Source organism: Cryomorphaceae bacterium (genome assembly GCA_007695365.1).
Lineage (GTDB): Bacteria > Bacteroidota > Bacteroidia > Flavobacteriales_D > SKUL01 > SKUL01.
Window position 1 is genome coordinate 13,250 of sequence record REDV01000063.1, and the last position, 24,113, is coordinate 37,362.

Annotated in this window: 19 protein-coding genes; 8 read left to right on the top strand and 11 right to left on the bottom strand. The window is 51.2% G+C overall.

The window, feature by feature from the left end; translation table 11 throughout:
* Window positions 1–90: 90 nt before the first annotated feature.
* A complete protein-coding gene (locus EA392_04240) occupies window positions 91–1,320 on the top strand; it encodes a sterol desaturase family protein (GenBank protein ID TVR40259.1) in 1,230 nt (409 codons plus the stop codon).
* Window positions 1,310–2,020, top strand: coding sequence for a lysoplasmalogenase (locus tag EA392_04245; protein ID TVR40260.1), 711 nt, complete (start codon window positions 1,310–1,312; stop codon window positions 2,018–2,020). Before EA392_04240 ends, EA392_04245 begins: the two co-directional genes overlap by 11 nt.
* Here the strand turns inward: EA392_04245 and EA392_04250 are convergent.
* The 11 genes from EA392_04250 to EA392_04300 form a co-directional block, all read right to left on the bottom strand.
* Complete coding sequence (locus EA392_04250) at window positions 2,017–3,672, bottom strand: ABC transporter substrate-binding protein (protein TVR40261.1); 1,656 nt, start codon at window positions 3,670–3,672, stop codon at window positions 2,017–2,019. The two genes, EA392_04245 and EA392_04250, sit on opposite strands and share 4 nt — an antisense overlap.
* Complete coding sequence (locus EA392_04255; protein TVR40262.1) at window positions 3,669–4,214, bottom strand: hypothetical protein; 546 nt, start codon at window positions 4,212–4,214, stop codon at window positions 3,669–3,671. Before EA392_04255 ends, EA392_04250 begins: the two co-directional genes overlap by 4 nt.
* Complete coding sequence (locus EA392_04260) at window positions 4,211–4,876, bottom strand: YggS family pyridoxal phosphate-dependent enzyme (GenBank protein TVR40263.1); 666 nt, start codon at window positions 4,874–4,876, stop codon at window positions 4,211–4,213. Before EA392_04260 ends, EA392_04255 begins: the two co-directional genes overlap by 4 nt.
* Complete coding sequence (locus EA392_04265; protein ID TVR40275.1) at window positions 4,863–5,612, bottom strand: 2-phosphosulfolactate phosphatase; 750 nt, start codon at window positions 5,610–5,612, stop codon at window positions 4,863–4,865. The genes EA392_04260 and EA392_04265 overlap by 14 nt, the downstream gene beginning before the upstream one ends.
* A complete protein-coding gene (gene gcvT, locus EA392_04270) occupies window positions 5,612–6,685 on the bottom strand; it encodes a glycine cleavage system aminomethyltransferase GcvT (GenBank protein TVR40276.1) in 1,074 nt (357 codons plus the stop codon). The genes EA392_04265 and gcvT overlap by 1 nt, the downstream gene beginning before the upstream one ends.
* 80 nt (window positions 6,686–6,765) lie before the next feature.
* Window positions 6,766–7,368, bottom strand: coding sequence for a hypothetical protein (locus EA392_04275; GenBank protein ID TVR40264.1), 603 nt, complete (start codon window positions 7,366–7,368; stop codon window positions 6,766–6,768).
* A 92-nt stretch (window positions 7,369–7,460) separates the two neighbouring features.
* A complete protein-coding gene (locus tag EA392_04280) occupies window positions 7,461–8,486 on the bottom strand; it encodes a type IX secretion system membrane protein PorP/SprF (protein TVR40265.1) in 1,026 nt (341 codons plus the stop codon).
* Window positions 8,461–10,047, bottom strand: a complete 1,587-nt coding sequence (locus EA392_04285; protein TVR40266.1) for a hypothetical protein — start codon at window positions 10,045–10,047, stop codon at window positions 8,461–8,463. Before EA392_04285 ends, EA392_04280 begins: the two co-directional genes overlap by 26 nt.
* Entirely contained in the window at window positions 10,047–15,599 is a 5,553-nt protein-coding gene (locus EA392_04290) for a PKD domain-containing protein (protein ID TVR40267.1), read from the bottom strand. Before EA392_04290 ends, EA392_04285 begins: the two co-directional genes overlap by 1 nt.
* Window positions 15,600–15,732: 133 nt before the next feature.
* On the bottom strand, window positions 15,733–16,317 hold the full coding sequence (locus EA392_04295; GenBank protein TVR40268.1) for a hypothetical protein: 585 nt from the start codon (window positions 16,315–16,317) through the stop codon (window positions 15,733–15,735).
* 60 nt (window positions 16,318–16,377) lie between these two features.
* On the bottom strand, window positions 16,378–18,060 hold the full coding sequence (locus EA392_04300; GenBank protein ID TVR40269.1) for a DUF748 domain-containing protein: 1,683 nt from the start codon (window positions 18,058–18,060) through the stop codon (window positions 16,378–16,380).
* A 231-nt stretch (window positions 18,061–18,291) separates the two neighbouring features.
* On the opposite strand from EA392_04300, the gene EA392_04305 reads away from it, so the two are divergent.
* From EA392_04305 to EA392_04330, 6 genes are all read left to right on the top strand, one after another.
* Complete coding sequence (locus tag EA392_04305; protein ID TVR40270.1) at window positions 18,292–18,606, top strand: hypothetical protein; 315 nt, start codon at window positions 18,292–18,294, stop codon at window positions 18,604–18,606.
* Window positions 18,607–18,617: 11 nt separating this feature from the next.
* Complete coding sequence (mutL, locus tag EA392_04310; GenBank protein TVR40271.1) at window positions 18,618–20,444, top strand: DNA mismatch repair endonuclease MutL; 1,827 nt, start codon at window positions 18,618–18,620, stop codon at window positions 20,442–20,444.
* Between the two features lie 42 nt (window positions 20,445–20,486).
* Window positions 20,487–21,209, top strand: a complete 723-nt coding sequence (locus EA392_04315) for a rhomboid family intramembrane serine protease (GenBank protein TVR40277.1) — start codon at window positions 20,487–20,489, stop codon at window positions 21,207–21,209.
* Window positions 21,209–22,099: a rhomboid family intramembrane serine protease gene (locus EA392_04320; protein TVR40272.1), complete on the top strand. Its 891-nt coding sequence runs from the start codon at window positions 21,209–21,211 to the stop codon at window positions 22,097–22,099. Before EA392_04315 ends, EA392_04320 begins: the two co-directional genes overlap by 1 nt.
* A 3-nt stretch (window positions 22,100–22,102) precedes the next feature.
* A complete protein-coding gene (locus EA392_04325; GenBank protein ID TVR40273.1) occupies window positions 22,103–23,206 on the top strand; it encodes a hypothetical protein in 1,104 nt (367 codons plus the stop codon).
* A 138-nt stretch (window positions 23,207–23,344) separates the two neighbouring features.
* On the top strand, window positions 23,345–24,113 hold a 769-nt coding region (locus EA392_04330; protein ID TVR40278.1), incomplete at its 3' end, for an alpha/beta fold hydrolase.

The following is a 24,113-nucleotide window of genomic DNA, read 5'->3' on the forward strand; positions in this document are numbered from 1 at the left end:
TTTACAAGTGACGTTGGGATTGTTACCAAAGGTGAGCATGGTTGATGAATGAGTGCAAAACCGCCCGATGAATTCGTTAACTTTGTAGTTATGGACGTAAATCCGGTTATATTATCCATCCCGGTTTTTCTTGTGTTGATTGGCGCCGAAGTGGTGTACGACCGCATAAAAAACCGCCATTTGTATCGTCTGAACGATGCTGTGACCAACATTTCCTGCGGGATTGTTGAACAGGTTACAGGGCTTTTTGCCAAGGTATTTACAGTGGCTGCTTACCACGTAATCTTCGTCAATTTTGCGCTGTTTGAAATCCCCAACACCTTGTACTACTGGCTGCTGGCATTTTTGGGGGTGGACTTTTTCTACTACTGGGCGCACCGCATGAGTCATCAGGTAAATTTTATGTGGCTCGGACACGTGGTACATCACCAAAGTGAAGATTACAACCTTTCGGTAGCACTGAGGCAAAGCACGTTTCAAAAAATCTTCACCTTTTACTTCTACTTCCCGATGGCACTGCTGGGTTTTCCTACCGAGTGGTTTTTGCTGCTGGGAGCCTACAACCTGCTGTACCAGTTCTGGATTCATACTGAAGTAATCGGCAATCTCGGCCCCTTTGAATACATCTTCAACACGCCTTCGCACCACAGGGTGCACCACGGCCGCGACCCAAAGTACATCGACAAAAACCACGGGGGCACGCTGATTATCTGGGATCGTATGTTCGGAACCTTTGCCAAAGAAGAAGAAACCCCCACATACGGCATCACCAAGCCCACCGAGAGTTTCAATGCAGTATATGCCAACATTAAGCCCTTTAGGGAGTTGTGGGATGAAATGAAGCAACTTCCCGGCTGGCGAAACAAGGTAATGCTGGCCCTGAAACCGCCCGGATGGTGGCCTGATTCGATGGGAGGTTTCCGCAAGCCGCCGCCCGTGGTAAAAGCCACCTACAAAAAGTACGACGTGCAGCTTTCGCATCAGGAAAGCTATTACCTCTTTGCCCAATACCTTTTCATTTTGGGCGGAACGGCGTGGTTTCTTTTCGGGGTGGCCCATTTTTCGTGGCCGGTGATTACGGTGCTTGCGCTGGCGGTTATCTACTCGGTGATGTCGTTGGGCTTGATGTTCGAAAAGCGCTCCTACGCCACCCGCGTTGAAGGCATTCGGCTCGTGATAACTGCAGCAGTGATGCTGTGGGCTTTGATGCCTCTCGCGGGTACTATGGCAGCTATCGGATTGGCCCTCGCCTACTTGCTGGCCTCAGCGGCCGGACTGTGGTACATCAGTGCTAAACCACCCTTGGCGCATGCAGCGTGACCATGTGTTTATTGCTCTTTTTGGCGTGCTTGTGCTCAATGAGCGCCTGGCCTCAGGTTACCTCGACACCTGGCCGGAGTGGTACCTGATGAGCAAACCCGCTCTGCTGCTGAGTATTATTTTATACTTCACGGCCGCCACCCGACGGGTAAAACACCCCATGCGGTACTTGTTACTCGCTGGTTTTGTAGCCTCTTGGCTGGGTGATATCTCGCTGATGTTTCAAAAGGAAGACGAGGTGTATTTCCTGATGGGACTGATTAGCTTTTTCCTGGCGCATGTGTTTTACATCCTGTCTTTCAGGTACTGGTTTCACGACAACCACCACATCCCCATGATTAAGAAGCAACCCTGGATGATGTTTTTGCTCGTGGCCTACGCGCTTGGTTTGTTTCGTCTGCTGGAGCCTGGTTTGGGAAGCATGAAGATTGCGGTGATTGCCTACATGGTCATCATCCTGCTGATGGTGGTGATGGCACTCAACCGCTTTGCCAAGGTGAGCCGAAAGGGGTTCGCCCTGGTTTTTGCCGGGGCCCTGCTCTTTTTGGTAAGCGACAGCTTTCTGGCGTACAACAAGTTTACAGAACCCGTACCGATGGCCGGGGCATGGATTATGTTGACCTACTCCGCCGCGCAACTGCTGATTATGCTGGGAGGTTTGCACGAGTTGAGGGTGCATGCGCGGTGGCGAGCAGCTTAGCTCTCCTCCTCAAGCACACGCACCCTGCGTAAATCAAGAAGGTTCATGGCGTTGGACCTAAGTCCCTGCACGTTTTTCCGCACAAATCGCACCACCACATCGTAGTAGAGCGGCAGGATGGGAGCCTCTTCCATCATCAGGCTATCCATACGCTGGTAGAGGGCCAGGCGCTCTTCGAGGCTTTGGATCTCCATACTTTGCTCGTACCACTCGTCAAAAAGCTTGTTGCTAAATCGGGTGTAGTTCGGTCCGCCCGGAGCGTGGTTAGGGCTGTAGAACACCGAAAGAAAATTCTCCGCATCGCCGTAATCTGCCAACCACGATTTTCGGAAAAAGCTGAGTTTGCCCTCGGCTGTGTAGGTGGCATGGGTACCTGCAGGCAGCACATCTACCTTGATTTTTACGTCGAGGTCTTCCAGTTGCGATTGCACAAACTCGCACAAATCCACATAATCCGAAGTGGTTGACAGCGTGATGGTGCCGAGCTCCTTGCCGCTGCTGTAGCCCGCTTCGCGCAACAAAGCCCTCGCTCTGTCGAGGTCGCGATCATAGCCTTTCACGCGGTTGGGGTCAAAACCGGGCATTCCGTAGGGAATAAATCCGGAGGTGGCCGGTCGGTAGATGTTATTCCGGAGGTGCTGCACCATCAAGCCACGATCAATTCCGAGGTTGAGTGACTGACGTACCAACTTGTTTCGCAGCGGGCTCTCCTTCACTGCGGGCAGGTTTTCGTCCACCAAAAAGCCCAAATAATCTGTTTTCAGAAAGGGTTGTTTCTGAAGGTAAAGGTGCTTTCGGTAGGCTGCATTGAGGTCGCCAAAGGGGTCGAGCAGCTCGTCTTTGTAGCTACTGTGCAAACCCGAAATCATATCAAAGCCCCCTTTGAGCAGTTCCAGAAATTCGGCGCCGGCGTCGCGGGTAAACGACACTGCCACACCGTCGAGGTAAGGCAGGGGCTGCCCCCTTTCATCGCGCTCAAAATATTGCTCGTTTCGTTTCATTACGAGCTTAGTATCCTCCACCCACGCCTGCAATTGAAACGGACCGGTTCCTACCGGGTGAACCCTGAAATCAGCTCCGTAGTGGTCGGCTACCTCGTGAGGCACTACCGAGCAGTACTTCATGCTGAGCATACCCAAAAAAGGCGGAAAGGGAGCTTTGAGGTAGAGCACCAGGGTTCGATCCTCCGGAACTTCCACGCCACCGCTGGGCTGATCGGCCAACCAGCTCAGCACCCAGGCACCGGGCGAGGCCAGTTCCGGGCTGCGAAGGCGGTTAAAGCTGTAGGCGAAATCGTGGGCGGTTACTTTTCGGCCTTTGCCATCAGGAAAAAGTTGGTGGTTGTGGAAAAACACATCATCGCGGAGCCGAAAGGTATAAACCCGGCCATCCTCGCTGATTTCCCAGCTCTCGGCTACCGAAGGCTGAACCAACATGTTGCTGTCAAGTTCCACAAGGCTGTTGAAGAGTTGGTGCACGGCCCAGATGTTCTCGAGGCTGCGCGAAAAGGCGGGATCCAGCGATGAGATGCCGGCGCCTTCATTGTACCTGAAAATCATTCGGGAAGTATGATCCTGAACGGTATTGCAGGCAGAATGCGCCAGCAATGCGACCATCAGAAAAAACCCGCCCCTGTTTGCCAGGAAGGTCATCCGTTATGGGATTCGAGATTGGAGAGCGCCACCTGCAGCGATTCCATGATACCGTGGCAAGGGTGCGAATCATCATGATGCATCAGAAACTCACGCACGGCCTCTTCGGCGGGCTCAAGTTCTGCGGGCTCAAGTTGCACATCCATGGCCTCAACGATGGTCAGCACCTCAAAGGCTTCCTCAAAATCGCCCTCGGCGGCGATGGCACAAAGCAGCGGAAGCTTATCAACCGGCATAATACCACTGTTCCAGAATGAAGCCAGAATGGTTTTCCGCACAGGAATGTATTTGGGATTTTCGAGTGCCTCCACGAGCGCCTGGGCTGCTTTTCGGTTTTTGAGTTGATAAAGCACAGAAGTTACAGCTTGTTGCGCATCATCTGAGCCGTTGAGCAACACCTCCAGCAGCGGAAAAATAGCCTGATCGTCTCCGCTATCCGAAAGCTCCTTCACCGCCGCCATCACCTCTTCATCGCTTGCCGAGAACAGGTTTCGCAGCACCTTAGCGTACGCCGCCTGCGCCGATTTGTCTTTTGCGCTCATGTGTATTTCCTTTCTCCAAAAATATCACTTCCCACTCTAACCATGGTGCTTCCCTCTTCCTGGGCCAGCAGAAAGTCGGCACTCATGCCCATACTGATTTCGCGAAAAGCCGTATTACCGCTCATCACGCCTTGTTTCAAGCCCTCAAAGGTGCTGCGCAATTTCCTGAACTCCTCCCGAATCAGGGTCTCATCGTCGGTAAAGGTTGCCATGCCCATCACGCCGCGAATTTCCACGTTTTTCATGATTTCCATGGAGCCATCCGTCAGAAACGAAGGCAAAGGTTCCTGAAGGCCGTGCTTGGAGTCTTCGCGCGCAATGTGAAATTGCAGCAAAACCGGTATTACCCTGTTGTTCTGTGCAGCTTCTTTGTTGATTTCTTTGAGCAGCCGAAAAGAATCAACCGAATGAATCAGGTGTACAAAAGGTGCTATGTATTTCACCTTGTTGCGCTGCAAATGGCCAATCATGTGCCATTGAATATCTCCGGGAAGTTCTTCAAATTTAGCGGCCATTTCCTGTGCGCGGTTTTCGCCAAACACGCGTTGCCCGGCGTTATAGGCCTGCATGATCTCCTCATTGGAGCGCGTTTTGGAAACAGCAACGAGGGTTACACCGGGATGCAATTTTTCACGAATTTTCAAAAGCCTACTTGCTATCATCCCGTTCGAGCTTCTCAAGTGCACCGTTTCGGAGGATAGGAATGACATCAGTCTGGTTGGGTGTGAGGCAGTACTTGATGTCTTCGTTCAGGTTGAGCCTTTTAAGCCTGCGTCTGTGCGAGCTGTGCTTCAGGAAAGAGAAATAATTATCGCGTGCACTTTGGTACAGGAACATGGCCGAAATGGTAGAGTCCTCGTCGGACTTGAATTTGTTCGTAGCGAGGAGACCTTCGGTAATGGCACCGGCACAAACGGTATCCTCAAGATTAAACTTATCCTTCCAGCCCGAGCAAAGCAGCAATACATTTCTATCCTGCTCAATGAGCCATTGTATGATGGCGTCGAGATTCACCAATGCTCCTACCACCACCGTGTGCGTTTTGCTGGCCAGGTTAATGGCACGGGTACCATTGGTGGTAGTAAGTACCAGCGTTTTTCCTTTGAAAGCTTTGTTCATGTAGCTAAACGGCGAGTTCCCAAACGCAAAGCCCTCCACAATTTCTCCGTTTCGCTCAGCACCCACGATGTATCCTTTACGGCGGTATTCAAAAGCTTCCTCGAGTGTAGAAACGGGAATGATTTTTTTCACACCAAAATCAAGACCGGTGCAAATGGCCGTGGTGGCACGCAATACGTCAATGGCTACAACAATATCGAAGTCCCACTGATACAACTCAAACTGCTTGGGTGAAGGACATACCTCCACCCGTTTTTTGTTGGGAAAATCGTCTTTCATCATGGTTGTTGGTAAAAGGGGAATTTTACCACGCGGGCTTTGAGAAACTTGTTTCGCACCACCACGTTGATTTCAGTACCGGGTGAAGCCATGTGAGCAGGCACGTATCCCATCCCGATGGCTTTTTTGAGCGAGGGGCTCATGGTTCCGCTCGTTACGCGTCCGATAACGTTTTCATTGTCATCGGCAATGTCGTAGTCTTTGCGGGCAATTCCCCTGTCAACAAGCTCAAAACCGACCAATTTCTTTTCCACGCCGTTTTCCTTTTGCTTGAGGAGCGCATCGGAGTTGATAAAGGTTTTGGTGAATTTGGTAATCCAACCCAGACCGGCTTCAAGCGGAGAGGTTGTGTCGTCAATGTCATTTCCGTAGAGACAGAAACCCATTTCCAAACGCAGTGTATCGCGAGCGGCAAGTCCGGCAGGTTGGGCTCCGGCTTTAATCACGGCATCCCACAGTGCTTCTGCCTGATCGGGTTTCACATAGAGCTCAAAACCACCGGCTCCTGTGTATCCGGTAGCGGAGATAATTACGTTGCTCAACCCGGCGAAATCACCCATTACAAAGGTGTAATAGCCCATAGAGGCGAGGTCAACATCCGTAAGAGGCTGTAGCGCCTTAACGGCATCGGGTCCCTGAACTGCAAGCAGCGCATAGTCGTCCGACTCGTTGGTGAGCACCGCGCCGGTATCGTTGTGGCGATTGATCCAATCCCAGTCCTTGTCAATGTTGGCGCCGTTTACCACCAGAAAGTATTCCTCCTCGCTAATCCGGTACACGAGCAAATCATCCACAATACCGCCATTTTCATTCGGAAAACAAGAGTACTGCACCTTGCCATCGTAAAGTTTGGAGGCATCGTTGGAACACACCTTTTGGATGAGGGCAAGAGCTCCGGGCCCCGAAGCGCGAAACTCGCCCATGTGCGAGACGTCAAACACGCCCAGTTTTTCGCGCACAGCGAGGTGCTCTTCGGTTACACCGGCGTATTGCACAGGCATTTCGAATCCGGCAAAAGGCACCATCTTGGCACCGAGTGCTACGTGTTTATGGTAGAGAGGAGTTTTTTTCATGTTGAGAGGTGATAAAATTGAAACAAGCGCCTTTTGGCAAAGTGCTGCAAAAGTAGCACAATGGAGCAAAAGACCCCGAATCAACCATCGTATCCTGCATCCTCGGGGCTGGCCAGCGCAATGCGAAAGCACAGATTTACAAAGTAGAGACCCTGGCTGAGTTCGTCAAAGCTGAGTTCCAGTTTCTGGCGGGATTTCAGCGCCATGGTGATGATGCCCAATCCAGCGCCGCCTTTGTCGGAAATCATACCATTGGTCATGGTTTCGAGATACCTGGCTTTCAACTGGGCGTTGTTCAGGCTATTGATTTGATCAATGCGATTTTGGAGAATCAATCGCGCGTTTTCGTCGGCGAGATTCATTACCCGTAGGGCGTAGAACTTGTCAGACCGGGTGACAATAATACCGGCAAGCTCTTCTTCAACGACTGTTTTATAGGAGTGGTGACGCACATTCTGCAGGCTTTCAATTAGAATACTGAAAATACGCTTGATGATATTCCTGGATGGTTCATGCCGCTCCAAAATTTGCTCCACCTTGTTAGAGAGGATAAATGTGAGGCTTTGATCCAGGGTGCCGAAGTATGAAAGAAGTATCACCTCTTCGGATTGCCGATACCCTTCGTAGCGCTTGTTGAATAACGCTTCGCAGTTTGCCTTGATCTGTTCAGCTCTGGCGGTCATGTAATGGTTTGCTGCCGCCTAAATTAAAGAAAGATTTGAGAAAAAGAACTTTCCGCAAACTCTCGCGGGAATTTGGTCCGTCCGGACACTTGTCAGAACTTGGCGCATGGAATGAGCCGCTGACGGGTTTTTTTCTTCTTTCGCCGACTTGCAAATTGCGACACCAATGAAACCTCATGCGAGCCACCCGTGTTTACGGCGAGATTGCTGATGGTAATGTCGTATGAATAGCCGATGTAGATGTTTTTGACCTCAACACCAAGCATGAGGGCCAGGGCATCGTGGTTTACATAATTGGTGGTTTGTTTCACCCCTGGAAGTCCGCGGTACCAAACACCAAAAGTGATGGGCTCATACTCGTAATAAACACCAATATCCAATTGGTCGTAGTCGCCCTGTGAGCGGTAGTGAAAAGCTGTAACGATGTGCTGTTTCGGGCTGTTGTAATTGCGCTCATTTACGCGCATTCGCCACCCTCCGTGAACAGAATATCGGATGGGAACCCTGCTTTCCTGCTGGAGGAGGCTCTCGTTGGGCCGGTTCAGGTGGTGAGCACTTACACCAAACCACAATTTTTCGGAGTACAGCAACATCCCTGAACCAAAGTCGGGGTAAAACGCATTTTGTCCGGAGAACTGAATAATATCCGGGTCAATGGTTGATCCGGCGTTGTTGCGCAAAAGCTGATCACCAAAGGTTAGTCGGTTAAAATCCAGACTGCGCTGCGAAACCGACGCGTGTAAGGCCGGTCTGAACGACCATTTTCTGTTGAGCTGCACCTCGTAGGCGTATTGCAGGCCGATGTTGGTATGGGTCATGGCTCCGCTTCCTGCACGGTCGTGGGTTACCATCACTCCTATTCCGCTGTTGATACCACTAAAAAACTGGTCAAAAGCCACATTGTGTGTAACAAAAGCCCCCGGGATGGAAGGCCACTGATGCCGGTAATTCATGGCAACCCTGCTCTGCGCCGTTGAACCCGCAAAAGCGGGATTCAGGTAAGTTGGTGCTGCATAAAACTGGGTAAAGTGGGCATCCTGAGCCGAGGCAAGGCTTGCCAGCAGCAAGCCAACCAGAAGTGCGATATGTGCTTTAGCGCTCATTGGAACTCTGCCCATGAATGGGTGTGAGGGTAAAATCGCGGTTCATTTCCGTGATTTGCTCTCTCCACTCCCCTTCATACTGCATTTCGAGCTCCAGGGTTTCAAAATCCAATGCATTCATTTCAACGCGATACCTTGTGGCCGGATTCAGCACCATCAAGTATTTACCGGTTTGAGCGTTCGATACAAAAACCATCGGCTCGGCATCCAATTCATCTTGCTGATAAACATGTATTTCGGCGCGCAATGGATTGTTCTGATGATCACGCATCACTCCTTTTACCAGAATCTTGGGATCAGGAGCACCAAAATCTACCCGGTACAGGTCGTGCCCACCGTGGCCCCCCGCCTTATTGGTTGAGTAATAGCCTGATTTTCCGCTTGCATCCGTCACCAAATAAATGTCGTCGAATACGGTGTTAATAGGATAACCCAAATGCTCCGGGTTCTCAAAAAACCCGGTTTGCGGATTGTAAGAAGCCTTGTAGATGTCATAGCCGCCAATGCTGTTGTGCGATGTAGACGAAAAAAACAGGAACTTGCCGTCGGGCGAAACAAAGGGTGCGTCCTCATGGCCGCTTGTGTTGATGGACGGCCCGAGATTGAGCGGCTCGCTCCAGCTTCCATCGGGGAGTAACACAATGCGGTACAGATCTTTGCCCCCAAATCCACCTGGACGGTTAGACGAGAAGATGATGCTGCGCTCGTCGGGACTGAAGCATGCGCTTGGCTCGAAATGACGCGAATTGAGTTTGCCTGAAAAAAGTTCAGGTTCGGTCCATCCTCCCGCTTTCAGTTCAGTGATGTATATGTCGCCACCAGTTTGTGCATCGTTGGTCCGATAAATGAGCATCTTGTTTCCCGAAGGAGACAAGGCTACCGAGGCATCGTGAGAGGGTGTATTCACAGGCGGACCGATGTTTTCGGCGGGTGACCAGACTCCATCTACCCAGGTTGTGCGGTAAACGTCTTCAAAAAAGGCTCCATTCGGATCCAACCGCCCGCCGGTTCCACCTTTACGGCGCGATGTAAAGTAGAGCGTGGTTCCCGCAGCATCAATAACCGGCACGTAATCCGGCCAGGGTGAGTTTACATTCGGGCCCAGGTTTTCAATGCGAATATTGGCAGGCCGGCTGTAAAGCTCTTTCGCCCTGAGCGATCGCGCCTTTTCAGACTGAACCTCAGGTGATGGAATGGCTCTGTCTGCGCTTTCAAGGTAGCGCTCAAAGGCCAACACAGCGTCATTGAACCGCTCCTGGTAATGCAAGGCACGTCCTGTGTAGTAATGAATCTCAGGAAAATCTGTGCTCTCCACCCTTTCGAGATACGTGAGTGCTTCTTTCTTCTTTTCGCGCGTGTGAAGCAGACAGACTCCGTAGCGAAGATTGGCCAGCGGATGCGCCGGATTTGCTTCAAGTATGCGGTGGTAAAGGATGGCTGCACCGTAATAATCCTCCTCCACAAATAGCAAATCCGCTTCATTGAGCATGGAAAGATGAAAGTACCGGAGCCCTTGCTTCTGGGCTGTACACCCGGCCAAAACAAGTGCTAAAAAGAGTACAACAACGCGCATCATCAGCGGATAAGGGTTACATCACCGGCCTGCTGTATCTGACGGCCATCTGAGAAACGCGCCCGCACCTTCCAGACGTACACGTCCTGCTTGCAGAGCTTGTCCTTGTAATAACCGTCCCAGCCGCGGTTCACCTCACGGCTTTCGAAAATCATTTCGCCCCAGCGGTTGTAAATCATCAACTGATATTCTTCAACCCCTTCTGTGAGCGGAAAGAAAATATCGTTGTTGTACAGATTGTCGCTCAGGTCGAAGTAACCACCCGAAGACCCGGCAGACGAAGGAGTGAACGCGTTCGGAAACACGATGGATCCGGCGCCTTCAGCCACAATGGGATTGGTAAGCCTGAAGGTGTCTGCGCAGAGGTACTCGTTGGTGGCAATAAGCGTTACCCAGTATGAACCCACCTCACCGTACATGTACTGCGGGTTTTCCTCGGTTGAATAGGTGCCGTCGCCAAAATCCCACAGGTAATCGGTGGCATTTTGCGACAGGTTGAAGAAGTTCACCGGATTATTGGGAATAACCACATTGAGGGGGTTGGCCGCAAAAAAGGCAATGGCCTGGGGATACACTTCTATGATGTCTTGCTTTATCATCACATCGGTTTCGCCATTGTATCCTGTTACGGTGAGGGTAACTGTATAGGTGCCCGGCTGGAAATAGGTATGCGTGGGATTCTCGGCAGCAGAAGCGGCTCCATCGCCAAACTCCCAATAGTATTGAACGCCAAACTCAGATTCATTGACAAACTGCACGGTTACGGGCTGACACCCGCTGTTCTCGCCTGAGAAATTGGCAACCGGCAACGGCACATCAATGATTACCTCCTGGGTAAACTGGTCGGCACACATACCATTATCAGCAGTAAGAGTAATGGTAAAATTCCCCCATGCACCGTAAGTGTGCGGGTCGGGGTTTTCGCCAAACGAAACATTGCCATCTCCCCATTCCCAGAAGTATACTGACTGGTCAGCTTCGCTGGTATTGGTTACAGCGAAGGTTGCATCAGGGAAGGTTTGCTGACCCGGTGTTACCTCAAAACTGGCTTGGGGCTGCGGCAATACAGTGAGCACCTGAGAAATAGAATCCAAACAACCTGTAAAACTTTGAGCCACCAGCATCACGTTGTAATACATGGTTTGATTGCTGAAATTGTGAAAAGTGTGCGTGGGGTTGTTCTGGTCTGAGAACCACTCGCCGTTCGAGTACCAGTTGTAGGTTGCTCCTCCTACCGACTGGTTGAAGAACGTAGCCTGCAGCGGACTGCAATCAATGGTATCCACAGAAAACAAAGCCACCAATTCAGGAAGGATATTCACAGGCAGGGTGCTCTGATTGGAACATCCGTACTCCGAAATACCGTGCAGGTTCACATTGAAGGTGAGCGACTGCCCGGTTTGGTTCTCGTAAACTTGCGCATGCTCAAACGCCGATTCATTGGAAGTTGCACCATTGCCGTAATCCCATGTATAGGTTTCCACACCTGTTGACAGGTTCTGGAATGTAACTTCAAAAGGAGCGCAATTGGACACCTCCGATATATCAAACTGAACCTGTGGCAAGGGGTAAACCGTTACTACCTGCTCATTGTTGGCCGAGCAGCCAAAACTGTTGAAAGCAGTGAGTGTAACCGTGTACTCGGCAACCTCCGTTCCGCTGTTGTGAAAGACGTAGTTGGGGCTCTGGCCACTACCCATGTTACCATCGCCGAAATCCCACATAAACGAAGTTGCGCCCTGCGAGTTGTTCTGGAATCCTGTTTGATACGGTGTGCATCCACCCTCGCCTGTTGTAAAGGCAGCGGTTACCTCGGGGAATACCGTAACCTCCTGCGACCATTGTGCGCTGCAGCCAAATTCATTGGAGGCGATAAGCGAAATAGAATACGAAGCAGGACTCAACCCACCGTTCTCATACACATGCGTATGCACCGAATCAGCAACCTGCGAAGTAGCTCCGTTGCCGTAGTTCCAGGAAAAGAAATCAGCGTTCTCTGAAAGGTTGATAAGCTCCATCTCAAAAGGTCCGCATCCTGCAAGGGCGCCCGGCTGCACCATGGCAGTGGGCTGAGGATGTACGGTAACAGATTCTTCGAAAGTATCTGAACAGCCAAAGCCGTTTTGCGCGGTAAGAACCACATTAAAACTCACAGGTGCTCCACTTGTGTTTTGATAGGTGTGCGACGGAGACGCTGTGTTGCCTATAAAGCCGTCGCCAAAATCCCAAATGAAAGATGAAGCTCCTACAGAAGTGTTCTCAAACTGCGCATTCAGCGGAGCACAGGCTGTTTCAATAGGGTTGAAGCCGGCGCTTACTTCGGGGAATACGTTCACCTGCTGGCTAACTGTAGCCTGACATCCGAAGTAGTTGGTGGCGGTGAGCTGAACTTCGTAATTGGCAATGGCAGAACCAACATTGCTAAAGATATGCGCATGAGCCGCGTCGCTAACCCCGGAGGTATTTCCGTCGCCGTAGTTCCAATGAAAGGAGTCGGCAAACTGCGATTCATTTTCGAATTCTACTTCGAGCGGACCACAACCGTTAAGGGTGCTGAGCGACATCGCGGCCACAGGAATCGGATGAATGGTAATTTGCTGCGACGCACTGCTTACGCAACCAAATCCGGAAGCCACTTCCAGGCTTACCTCATAGGTGATACTGTCGCCGGGAACCCCGTTAAAAACATGCTCAGGGCTCTGGTTGAAGTCCACAAAGCCATTTCCAAAATCCCAGCTAAAAGTGGCTCCTCCTACCGACTGATTGTTGAACGCAACGGCCGTCTGGGCACAAACACCTTCGGGCATGTCAAAAGCGGCAATCACATCGGGATACACCTGCACCACCATTTCACTGGTGTGCGAGCAACCGTCGTTGGTCTGGGCCGACAAAGAAACCGTGTAGCTGGTTAAGGCCGATCCTGTATTGTGAAAAGTATGCTCTACAACAGGTTCTTCTGTGGTTACGACCGTACCATCGCCAAAATTCCAGGTGAAGGTATGTGCGTTTTGCGAAAGGTTGCTGAAGCTGATATCCAACGGGCCACACCCTGACTCCACATCGGCAGTAAATTGCGAAATCGGCGCTGGATTAACGAGCACATCGCTGTAGGCTGTGTCAATGCAACCAAAAGGCGATGTGGCGATAAGCTGTGCCTCAAAATTAATGGGTACATTGGTATTGTTGTGATAGGTGTGTGCCGGCGACTGACCCGTAGCAACGTTTCCATCACCAAAACTCCAGTTGAGCTGAATGGCTCCCAAAACATTAGGGAACTGCACGGTGAGCGGGCTGCAACCCGAATCGGGCAGTGTATTGAACGAGAAATTTGGCTCAGGATAAGCCGTTACGGTTGCGTAGGCCGTATCGTGGCAGCCGCTGCTGGCAAAGGCTACGAGCTGAACCAGGAAGTTCTCTACAAAGAGCCCCTGATTCTGGTAGGTATGTACCGGACTGTCTTCATCAGAAAAGGGTGAGCCATCTCCAAAATCCCACTGATAGCCAATGGCGCCCTGCGAGTTATTGAAAAACTCAGCATCGAAAGGAGCGCAACCGGGCAGGCTGTTGGAGGTAAACTGGGCCACAGCTCCCGGGTAAACGGTAATGATCACGGAAGCGGTATCGGTACAGCCAAATTCGGTAGATGCCACAAGCTGCACCTCAAAGTCAATGTTATCGGAAGTGAAATTCATGAAAGTATGCTGTGGCGACACATTGCTACTCAGCGCGCCATCGCCAAAAACCCAAGTGTAGGAAAACGCTCCTTGCGACTGGTTGGTGAACTCCACTGTGAGCGGGCCACAGCCTTCGGTGACACTTGCGGTAAACGCCGCTTCGGGCACCGGTTCAACCTCAATTTCAAAATCTTCACTGGCAGAGCAATGAGGTGTGGCAACATCAAGTGTGATGTTATAGGTACCGATGGCATTAAACGTTGGGTTCACCACGGAGCCGGTCAGTATGCTATCGCCGTTGATGTCCCAGATCCATGAAACAATACTGTCGCCTGGTGCAGCAACCGACTGGTCCACAAAGGTAGCAGGCACTCCTACGCACACGTTTTCGGGTAAAAATCCAACCTGTGGGGTTTGATAGACAAAAACTTCAGTGTGGTCGGTGTTGGAACAGCCGTTTGCTGAAGTTACTGTAAGCGTTGCGAGATGCGCCCCGGGAGTAGTGATAGTCATAGCCGGAGGAGTTGGCAAGCTGCTCAACTGCCCCTCAGGCAGTATCCACTCCCATGAAGTGATATTGCCCGCAGTACCGCTTGAAAACTGCACCGTAAGTTCGTCGCAGGCCGCAGGGTTATCTACATTAATAATGGGCGTGGGAGCAGGAAGCACCACAACCGGAAAAGTAGCTGTGTCGGCGCAGCTTCCTGCGGCTCCGTCAATGGTGGCTACCAGTTGCACGAGGTATGTGCCCGGGTTGTTGAATGTTCGGGTGATGTTACCGGAGCCGGTATTGATCCAGGGATTGGTGCCGAAGTGCCATGAAAAAGAATTGGCGTTGGCCGATGATTGATTGACAAATACCACAGACTGTCCGGCGCAAATGGTATCGGCACTGGCAGTAAAAGCTGCCTGGGCAGGCTCAACAATCTGCACGGTAATTACCGCAGTATCCTGTCCGCAGTAATTGCTGTCAATCATCATAATCTCGTAAGTACCAAGTCCGGGGTAAGCGATGGTCTTGGGGAAGGTGGGTGGCCACGGTGTCCAGTCAATGATAGAGTCCTGACCGGTACCCCAGTAATCACCAAAGTTCCAGTACTCCTGGCGCTGGAAGATATTACCTTGAAACAAACAGTTTCGCTCGGTGGTGTTCAGAAAAGTGAAAACGGTATCTGGATAGCACTGCACAAAGTTGGACGGCGTGATGGCGGCGTCGTCCAAATCCCAAATACGAATGGGGTTAAAGGTAGCCTGACTGGGCCCTCCCTGAATGGTGTTACAATAGTTCTCGGCGGTGAGTGTCACCACCGTTTCGCAATCTACGGTACCCTGCTCATACAAATGACTGATGGTTTGGTTCCAGTTGGTGTGGTCAAAAACCAATGGCGGACTGCCATCGCCAAAATTCCAGGTAAAAACAGTGGTTTCGGAGACGTTGGTGCTCGAGTTGATAAAATCCATAACCTGAGGCGCACAGGCCTGGGTAAGCCCTCCTACCGGGATCTGGATAGAAGCACTGGTAGCCTCCTCCATCACCACAACCCCCTGTACTTCGCAGCCTGAAGCAATCTCGGTAAAAGTTACCACGAAAGTATCAACCGTGGCGGTGTACAGGTGGGTTACCGAAGCGGGAGGCACCAACGATGCGCCGCTTTGCACAGGTGATCCATCGCCCCAATTCACCTCCCACTCACCGATGGCGGCGGGTGATTGAAGTGTAAGCGTATAGTTCCCTCCGTTGCAGGAATACCAGTAGGGATTTGCTACCGGAGTTCCATTAAAATCGTAAAATGTAGGGCATTGCGCACTGGTATTCAGCACGCTGAAAAGTATCGCAACCAGGAGGAGTCCGCTAAACCGAAGTGTTTTCCACGTTTCCATGACCTTTTTTACGCGAGAGAGCACTCAAAAGGTTCGGTTTTTTGGCACTTTTTTCAGCAACCCCGCAACATGATGGGTGTATTCAACGCCAAATCAGCGGCAAAGCGAAAAACAACATGAAATGGAGGAGACATCATGCACCTGCCTGCACGAGCCTCCGCGCTTCTGAGCGCAACACCCGAAGGGCATTTTCGTTGGGTGCTCTTCCTACTTCACTCAAAATGCTAAAAACAAGGCGGCTCATCTCAAGCCCCGTAGCTTTTGCTCCCATCTTTTCATGGGCAATGTTGAAGAGTTGAAGGGTTTCCTCCTTTGCCTGCACCACGTGTTTCCAGGCCTCGTCTGACACGTAAATCTGCTGACTGAGATTGTGGTCAAACTCTTCCCGCACGGCCTTGGCCAAATCGTTGCGCAAAAGATCTGCCGACATCCCGCCCTGGTGCATGCGCATAATCAATGCGTCGGGGGTGATGCGCTCAAGGTACAACACCAAACGCTCGTAGGCCTGCGCCCTCAGTGCCAGCATGCCGTTGGAGCTGCCTCCTGCCTGCGCTACTACCGCACCGGATTTTGAATGTGCCGCCTTGAAAAGCGTGAGTTCCTTATCGAGCAAAGTAGCCCGGTGATTGAGGTATTCACGGTAGATAAATGCACTACCCAATACTGCAATCAATACCGGAACGGCAGTGTATGAGAGGGTTTCGACGTACTCGAGCATAGGTGTTGATTTTGGTTCAAAGATAGCACCACGCCTACAACGACCAACCGCGTAGAAATGTTATCCCGCGTTGTGTTTCCGCTCTGATTTTTCGCGCAGATCAGACTCATCCTCGCCGGTGAGGGTAGATTTGAGTCCGCTAAAAATCAAACGCCACCAGTAATTGAAGATGAATTTCTCCGGGTCGCGTTCAGCATACACTACGCCCTCCCGAACCCTTCCTTTAGAATCGGGGTTGGCAGACGGAACCAGGGTTTTATTGAGCAGACCCGCCAATGCCTTGCGAAAAATGTTCTGCCTGTCCTGATAATCGCGGTCCATGATTTTGATTTTGAGACCGTCATATTCAAAAAGCACGTCGCCAGTTCCTTCTTTGGCGTTGGCAGCAATGTTCCAGGCAAGTTGCCTCAACATACCTGATTCCATTCCAATGCGAGCCTGCGGCTCTAAGAGGGGGTTCAAATCGGCAAGCGCCATTGGGCCGAGCCTGCCACGCATGGTGAATCCGCCCCGAAGGTCGGTTAAATCGTAGCGAAAAGTTCCTGTAATCTGACCTTTACCCATCAACCTGCCGGAAACATCGATGTGGAGATGATGGTCATCTTCGAGCTTGGCCGGTAAATTGGTAGCATTGGTAATCAACGCGTTCAAGTTGTCAAAAAACAGGTAAGAAGTTCTTTCGGATTGATTGTCGGGCCGCTCGCGATAACCCGCCCTTCCGTCCTCCAACACTACGGTGCGCAAATCCAATCCCAGCGGCAATTCGCTCAAAATCTCATGCACCATTTTGGGGTATACATAATGCCTGTCATCAACGTGTTTATCGCGGTAAACCTCAACCCTGGGCGAAATAATTCTCACGGTATCCGCGTGCAATTCGCTGGTTCGGGCAAAGTGGCGCACATCCAGACCAAGTATCTCCAGACTACTGTTTTCGAGCATGATCCAATCTACTTCGTGCGCAAACTGATGCACGTATACAGACGGAGCCAGCTTGTTGATGTACTTCAACTTTTCAGCAACAAGTCGCGCTTCATCAGTATCAAATCTGATATTCAGGCTCCGAACTTTGGCGCGGTCCTCATCAACATGTACCTCCACACTTGCCGCATTACCCGAAATACGCTGCACATAAAACAATTCCTTGTCACTCAAAATCATATCTTTACTTAGAGCAAATTCATCTGCCTGCACATTGAGTTCCTGAATATCAAAGCGCACTGAATCCGTTTTGGGATCCATATTCACAAACGACGCGTCGAGCACCCGGAGATGCTTTACCGAGATTAGGTCGTAATCATTGTCGCGTTTTTCATCAGCAAGATAGACCTTCTCAGACTTTGCACGTGAAATTTTCAAGGTTGCATGCCCCGGACCAACCAGAGCGCTGTCAAGCACAATTTCATTCCGAAATATGAGATGAAGCCAATTGAATCCGGTGATGACTGCGTACTCTACGTTCAGGTTAAAATCCCATTCACCGTCCGCCGGTGCCAGCGCTACTTCTCGCCACATGCGAACATCCTCCATGCGCAGATTGGTACCGCGAAAGTCGTAGTCAAGCCATAGGTTGCCAAACTCCACCTCGTGGTTTTTAAACTCGGCAGTGCGTGTAAGCAAGCCTTTCACAATGCGATTTGCATTGGCATTGAGGTAGGCATTGATGGCAAGGGGCAAGGCCCAATACACCGCTATGGCCGCAAAAAACAAGACCAGCAAACGAAATAACCACCTGTTTTTCATCGTGCCTAAATTAAGCAAGATTGTTAAAGCAGCACCTTAAAAGCCAAATATATAAACGAACACGCCACCGAAACACGGCGAAGTGCGGAACTCCGGATAAGTCGTGCGGCTGGTTATGTCGGTTTTCCACAATTTTGTTGTCTGTTACCCCTTTTTCGTTCACAAGTATTAAGACCCTGACCCCGAAAAGAACCGTATCTTTGCGTTGCTATGAAAGCCCCCAAATTACCGATGCTTTTTAAGGCCGGGCGTCAGGAGCCCCGCCGCTTTCGCTATGCGCCGCGCGTGTACGACGAACGCAAAGAGCGATTGGAAAAACGCAAGAAAGAGATTGAGGAAGAATTGAAACTGGAAGAGAAAATAAAAACCGACCATCGCTACCAGAAATTAGAAGAAGACCGAAGCAGCTACCTGCGATTTGAGCGCCGCCGTCAAACCAGGCAATCCAACCTGAGGCTGGTGGTAATCCTTGTGGCCCTTCTGTTTGGAACCTATTTGCTGCTCAGGCGGCTGGATATTCTGGGTAGCGCCGAAAAGCTTTTCTGAAGCCGAAGCCCATGAGTGATATCATCAAACTGCTGCCCGATTCGGTGGCCAACCAGATAGCCGCCGGCGAAGTAATTCAACGCCCCGCATCAGCTGTAAAAGAGCTGATTGAAAACGCGGTTGATGCCAATTCAACCCGTATTCAACTTGCCGTAAAAGATGCAGGCCGCACCTTGATTCGAGTGATTGACAACGGCAGCGGCATGAGCGAAACCGACGCCCGTATGAGCTTTGAGCGTCACGCGACCTCCAAAATCAACGATGCGCAACAGCTTTTTTCTATTACCACCAAAGGTTTTAGAGGCGAAGCGCTGGCATCCATTGCCGCAGTGGCTCAAGTGGATATGCAAACGCGCTCACACCATCAGGATGTAGGTACGCGCATCCTGATTGAAGGCTCCAGGGTTAAATCTCAAAATCCGGAGGCCTGCCCGGTAGGCACCTCCATTGCCGTCCGAAACCTGTTTTTTAACGTTCCGGCACGACGCAACTTCCTCAAGTCCGACCCCGTTGAACTGCGCCATATCATTGAAGAATTTCACCGCGTGGCACTGGCCCATCCCGATATTGCCTTCAGCCTCACCCACAACGACAACGCATTATTTGACTTACCGGCCGGAAAGCGCAAGCAACGCATTGTGGGCATTTTTGGCGAAAAATTCAACGAGCGCATAGTACCCGTTGAAGAAGAAACACCGGTGCTCAAAATTGAAGGATTTGTGGGCAAACCTGAGTTTTCGCGCAAAACGCGGGGCGAACAGTACTTTTTTGTAAACAACAGGTTTATCAAGAGCGGCTACCTCAATCACGCTGTTAATATTGCCTATCAGGAATTGCTGCAAAGCAGTGATTACCCGGCTTACTTTCTCTACCTTCAAATAGATCCGGCGGAGATTGACATCAACATTCACCCCACCAAAACCGAAATCAAATTTAAAGATGAAAAGCTGGTGTATGCCATGCTCAATTCGGCCGTAAAACGTGCGCTGGGCCGCTTTAACCTCACGCCAACCCTTGATTTTGAGCGAGAAACAAGTTTTGATTTTCCCGAACAGCCCAACAGCCGCGAAGTGCGCCCGCCTACCATCGATATCAACCCCGATTACAACCCTTTTCGGCAGCCAGGGGGAAATCAGGGCGTAAAGAGTGGTCACAGCGAAGCTTTTCGGAAGCTGCGTGATATGTACGAAGGTGTTCAGAATGATGTGCAAACCATTCAGCAGGATTCAACGGTACCCGGAACAGCAGCGCTATTTAACTCCGACGAGGAAAAAAATGAGTACCCGTGCTTTCAGATGCACCAAAAGTACATTGTAACGAGCATTCGATCAGGCATACTTTGGATTCACCAGCAGCGCGCCCACGAAAGGGTACTTTACGAGCAACTGGTGGCCAATATGGCGCACAACAAACAGGCTACCCAGCAGGCGCTCTTCCCCGACACACTGCGTTTTACCGCTGCCGAAAGCGAGCTCCTACGATCTATGCTTCCCGAAGTAAGGCAATTGGGCTTTGACCTTGAAGAGATGGGCAATCAAGGTTTTGTGGTGAACGGACTACCTGTGGATGCCGCCCATCGCGACCCGCGCTCCCTCATTGAAGAACTGCTGGAGCAATACCAGTTGCACGGTGCTAAAGAAACGCTGCGAACAAGTGACCGCCTGGCGCGTTCATTGGCTGCAACACTGGCCATTAAAACAGGCCAGCGGCTGCAACAGGAAGAAATGCGCGATTTGCTCGACAGGCTCTTCGGCTGCGAGGTTCCGGGTCGCTCACCTTCCGGCAAACCGACAATTGTTAGTTTTACCCTCGATGAAATTGACGCTAAATTCGATTAACGCATGAGCTACTACCAGGGCGGTGGAGGAATGTTTGCCAATATGCCTCCGGTTGTAAAAAACCTTCTCATCATCAATGCACTGGCATTTTTGGTTTCGCTCTCTCTGGGCGCAGACCAATGGGGCTACATCCTCAATCGAACGCTCGGTGTGTACTACTTCGGCTCGCCGCGCTTCGAGCCCTACCAGATTATCACCTACATGTTTATGCATGGAAACTTCATGCACATCTTCTTCAATATGTTTGCGTTGTGGATGTTCGGCACAAGCATCGAAAGGGCACTGGGCTCCCAGCGCTTTCTGATTTACTACTTCGTAACCGGAATCGGAGCGCTGGTGCTTCATTTAGGCGTGCTTCACTATGAGTACATCAAAATCACCGCGGAGCTCACCCCGGCACAAATTGAAATGGTGAAGCAGGAGGGGCAACAATTGTTGGAATCGGGCAAAAACTACACCCATTATGCTCAAGGCCAGCTGAATTACTTACTCAACATACCGACAGTCGGAGCCTCTGGTGCAGTGTTCGGAATCCTGCTGGCCTTTGGCTTGCTGTTTCCCAATGTGGAACTGATTTTGATTTTTCTCCCGATCCCCATCAAAGCCAAGTACTTCGTGATCTTTTACGGGGTAGCCGAGCTTTTTGCTGCCATTGCCGACCGGCCCGGAGACAATGTAGCCCATTACGCCCACCTTGGCGGAATGCTTTTTGGGTGGATTTTGTTGAAATTCTGGGGTAAATCCTCGTCCAATCCGTACATGTAATGGGTATTGCCGACGATATCAAAAAGATGTACCGCGAGAGCAACATGGTGGGTCGCTTCATCATGGTGAACGTAGCGGTGTTTCTGGCTGTGAACCTCGTCGGACTGATTGAAGTACTGACCCAAACCTCCATTTTCAATGTGGTGAAGTGGTTTGCCGCTCCGTCCGACCCCATTGATCTCGCTATGCGTCCGTGGACAGTGATCACCTACATGTTTCTACACGAGCGCTTCTGGCACCTGTTCTGGAACATGGTGATGCTCTACTTTTCGGGCCGCATCTTCTTCGACCTGCTCGGAGCGCGGCGGTTTGTGAACACCTATTTTGTGGGTGGACTGGCCGGATTGGCACTTTTCATCCTGTTTTACAATATCTTTCCGGCATTTGAGGCCCAACGCGGTGCGCCCATCATGGGAGCTTCAGCGTCGGTGCTGGCCATTCTGGTTGCCGTAGCTACCTACACTCCAAACTACACGATTTTCCTGCCCATTATTGGGGCGGTAAGGCTTAAGTGGATTGCCCTGCTTTTTGTGGTGCTCGACTTTATCAGCATCCGCACAGGAGTGAATGCCGGCGGTCATATTGCGCATTTGGGCGGAGCGCTCTGGGGGTTTTTGTGGGCGCGGCAACTTGGTCGTGGCAGAGACATCAGCGCGTGGTTCGATACTGTGGTGGGCATTGCCCTGGCCCTTATTCCACGTCGCAAAATGCGGGTAGTGCACAGCAAAACCAAGCCGGCGGGAAACACAGGCCCGTCGCGCGGCAGCTCCTCCAAAGTCCGAAACGAAGACGAAGTGATTGACGAAATACTCGACAAGATTTCCAAATCGGGTTACGACAGCCTCACCGAACGCGAAAAAGAAATCCTCTTTCGCGCAAGTAAAAAATAAAGCGTGAAAAAAGTCGGTGGCATCCTCAAAGCCATGCTCTGTGCAGCCACGGTGGTGTTCAGTGCGGCCTTGCTGATGAGCTACCTCGCAATGAGGGTGAGCCCAGTTCAATGGCCCGACCTCGCGCTGTTCGGACTAGCCTACCCTCTTTTCCTTCTCGGCACCTTCGCCACATTTTTACCCCTGCTCATCAAGCGCTCCCGTTGGTTGTGGTTGCCACTAGGGGTACTGGTGATAGGGCTTCCTGTACACACAGGTTTTTTTGCCCCGGGTTTGCAGGCCGCACGTCCGGATAACGAAAAATCCGTGCTGCGAATCATGAGCTATAACGTGGAACTGTTTGGCTTTTACCAGTTCAAAGTCAAGCTTCAACGACGTAACGCGGTTTTTGAGCAGCTATCCAGTAACCCCGCTGATGTTTACTGCTTTCAGGAGTTTTTCTACACACACAAAACAGATCGTTTCGCCACGACTGACACGCTGGTAACCCTGCTCAACGCCCCCCACTACCACAGCCATTTTACGCACGAGGTGCTGGGAATCCAGTATTTCGGGATCGCCACATTTTCGCGCTACCCCATGGTAAACAGGGGGGTAATAGAATTCCCCAACGACAAAAACAACATCTGTATTTTCAGCGATTTGCTCATTGACGACCAGGTAGTGAGGGTGTACAACAGCCACCTGAGTTCCATTCGTTTCTCGGGCGATGAACACGAGTACGCAGCAGGGCTTACGGCCGGTGATGCCCCGGTTGAAAAGCGACGGCTTCTGAAAATGTACCGCAAAATCCGCTCGGCATTTGTAAAGCGCGCATGGCAAGCCGAGCTTATCCGCGACCACATGGCCTCCTGCCCTTTTCCCATCATTTTGTGCGGCGACTTTAACGACACGCCGGTTTCCTATACTTACCGTGTTTTTAACCGCATTTTGAACGACACTTTCCGAATGGCCGGCCGGGGAATTGGAAACACCTACATTGGAAATTTTCCCTCGTTCAGAATTGATTACGTTTTTACGTCTGATGAATTTGAGCCGCTCAGCGCCCGCGTATTACCCGAAAAACTCTCCGATCACCACGCGCTGCGGGTGGATGTGCAATACTGACATACACTCCACACCACAGAGATGCCCTAACTTTGGCGCAGCAAGATTTTGAAAGCGGAAACCTTCCATATCAGCCTCGGCGATTACTCAGCAGCGGTGCACCATTTTGGCCGCAATCCGCAGCATTCTTGCGTAATACTGATTCACGGCTCTATTGAAAACGCGCGCATTTTCTTCTCGCGCTCGGGTAAAGGTTTTGCGCCGTGGCTGGCCAAACAGGGCTATGATGTGTACGCGGTTGACCTGCCGGGAAAAGGAGCAAGCGAACCACGTATTGGCCGCTCTTTCAAGCACAGCCAAACGCGGTTTATCACGGAGGATTTACCCGCTATTACGAAGAATATTCTTGAACGAAACAAGAGCGGAGCCTTGCATTTTGCCACCCACTCATGGGGAGGCGTGTTGGTTCCGGCGATGCTTGCGCGACAAGATTTCCCGGTGAAATCCATGGTGTTTTTCGGAAGTAAGAGGCGCATTTCGGTGATGAACCTACGCAGGATTTTTATGGTAGATGTTATCTGGGCCATGGGTGGACTGGGGATTTCGGCTCTGTTGGGCTACCTGCCTGCGCGTGCCATGCGTATGGGCTCAGACAACGAACCGCTACCGTTTTTCCGGCAAACCAACCGTTGGGTGTACAGTCGCCGCTGGACCGACCCCGAAGACGGATTTGATTACGGCGCCGCTCTGCGCAGTAAAGCCCTCCCTCCTACGCTGTTTTTTGCGGGTATCCGCGACCACACCCTGGGCAATCCGGTGGATGTGGAGCGGCTGATGCACGAAATGCCCAATCCGCGGCACGAGTTGCAAATCCTCGGCAAAAACTACGGCAACGTGCACGATTATGGCCATATTGATATGCTCACGCACCACCGCGCCCACGAAGATCATTTTCCACTCGCAGCAG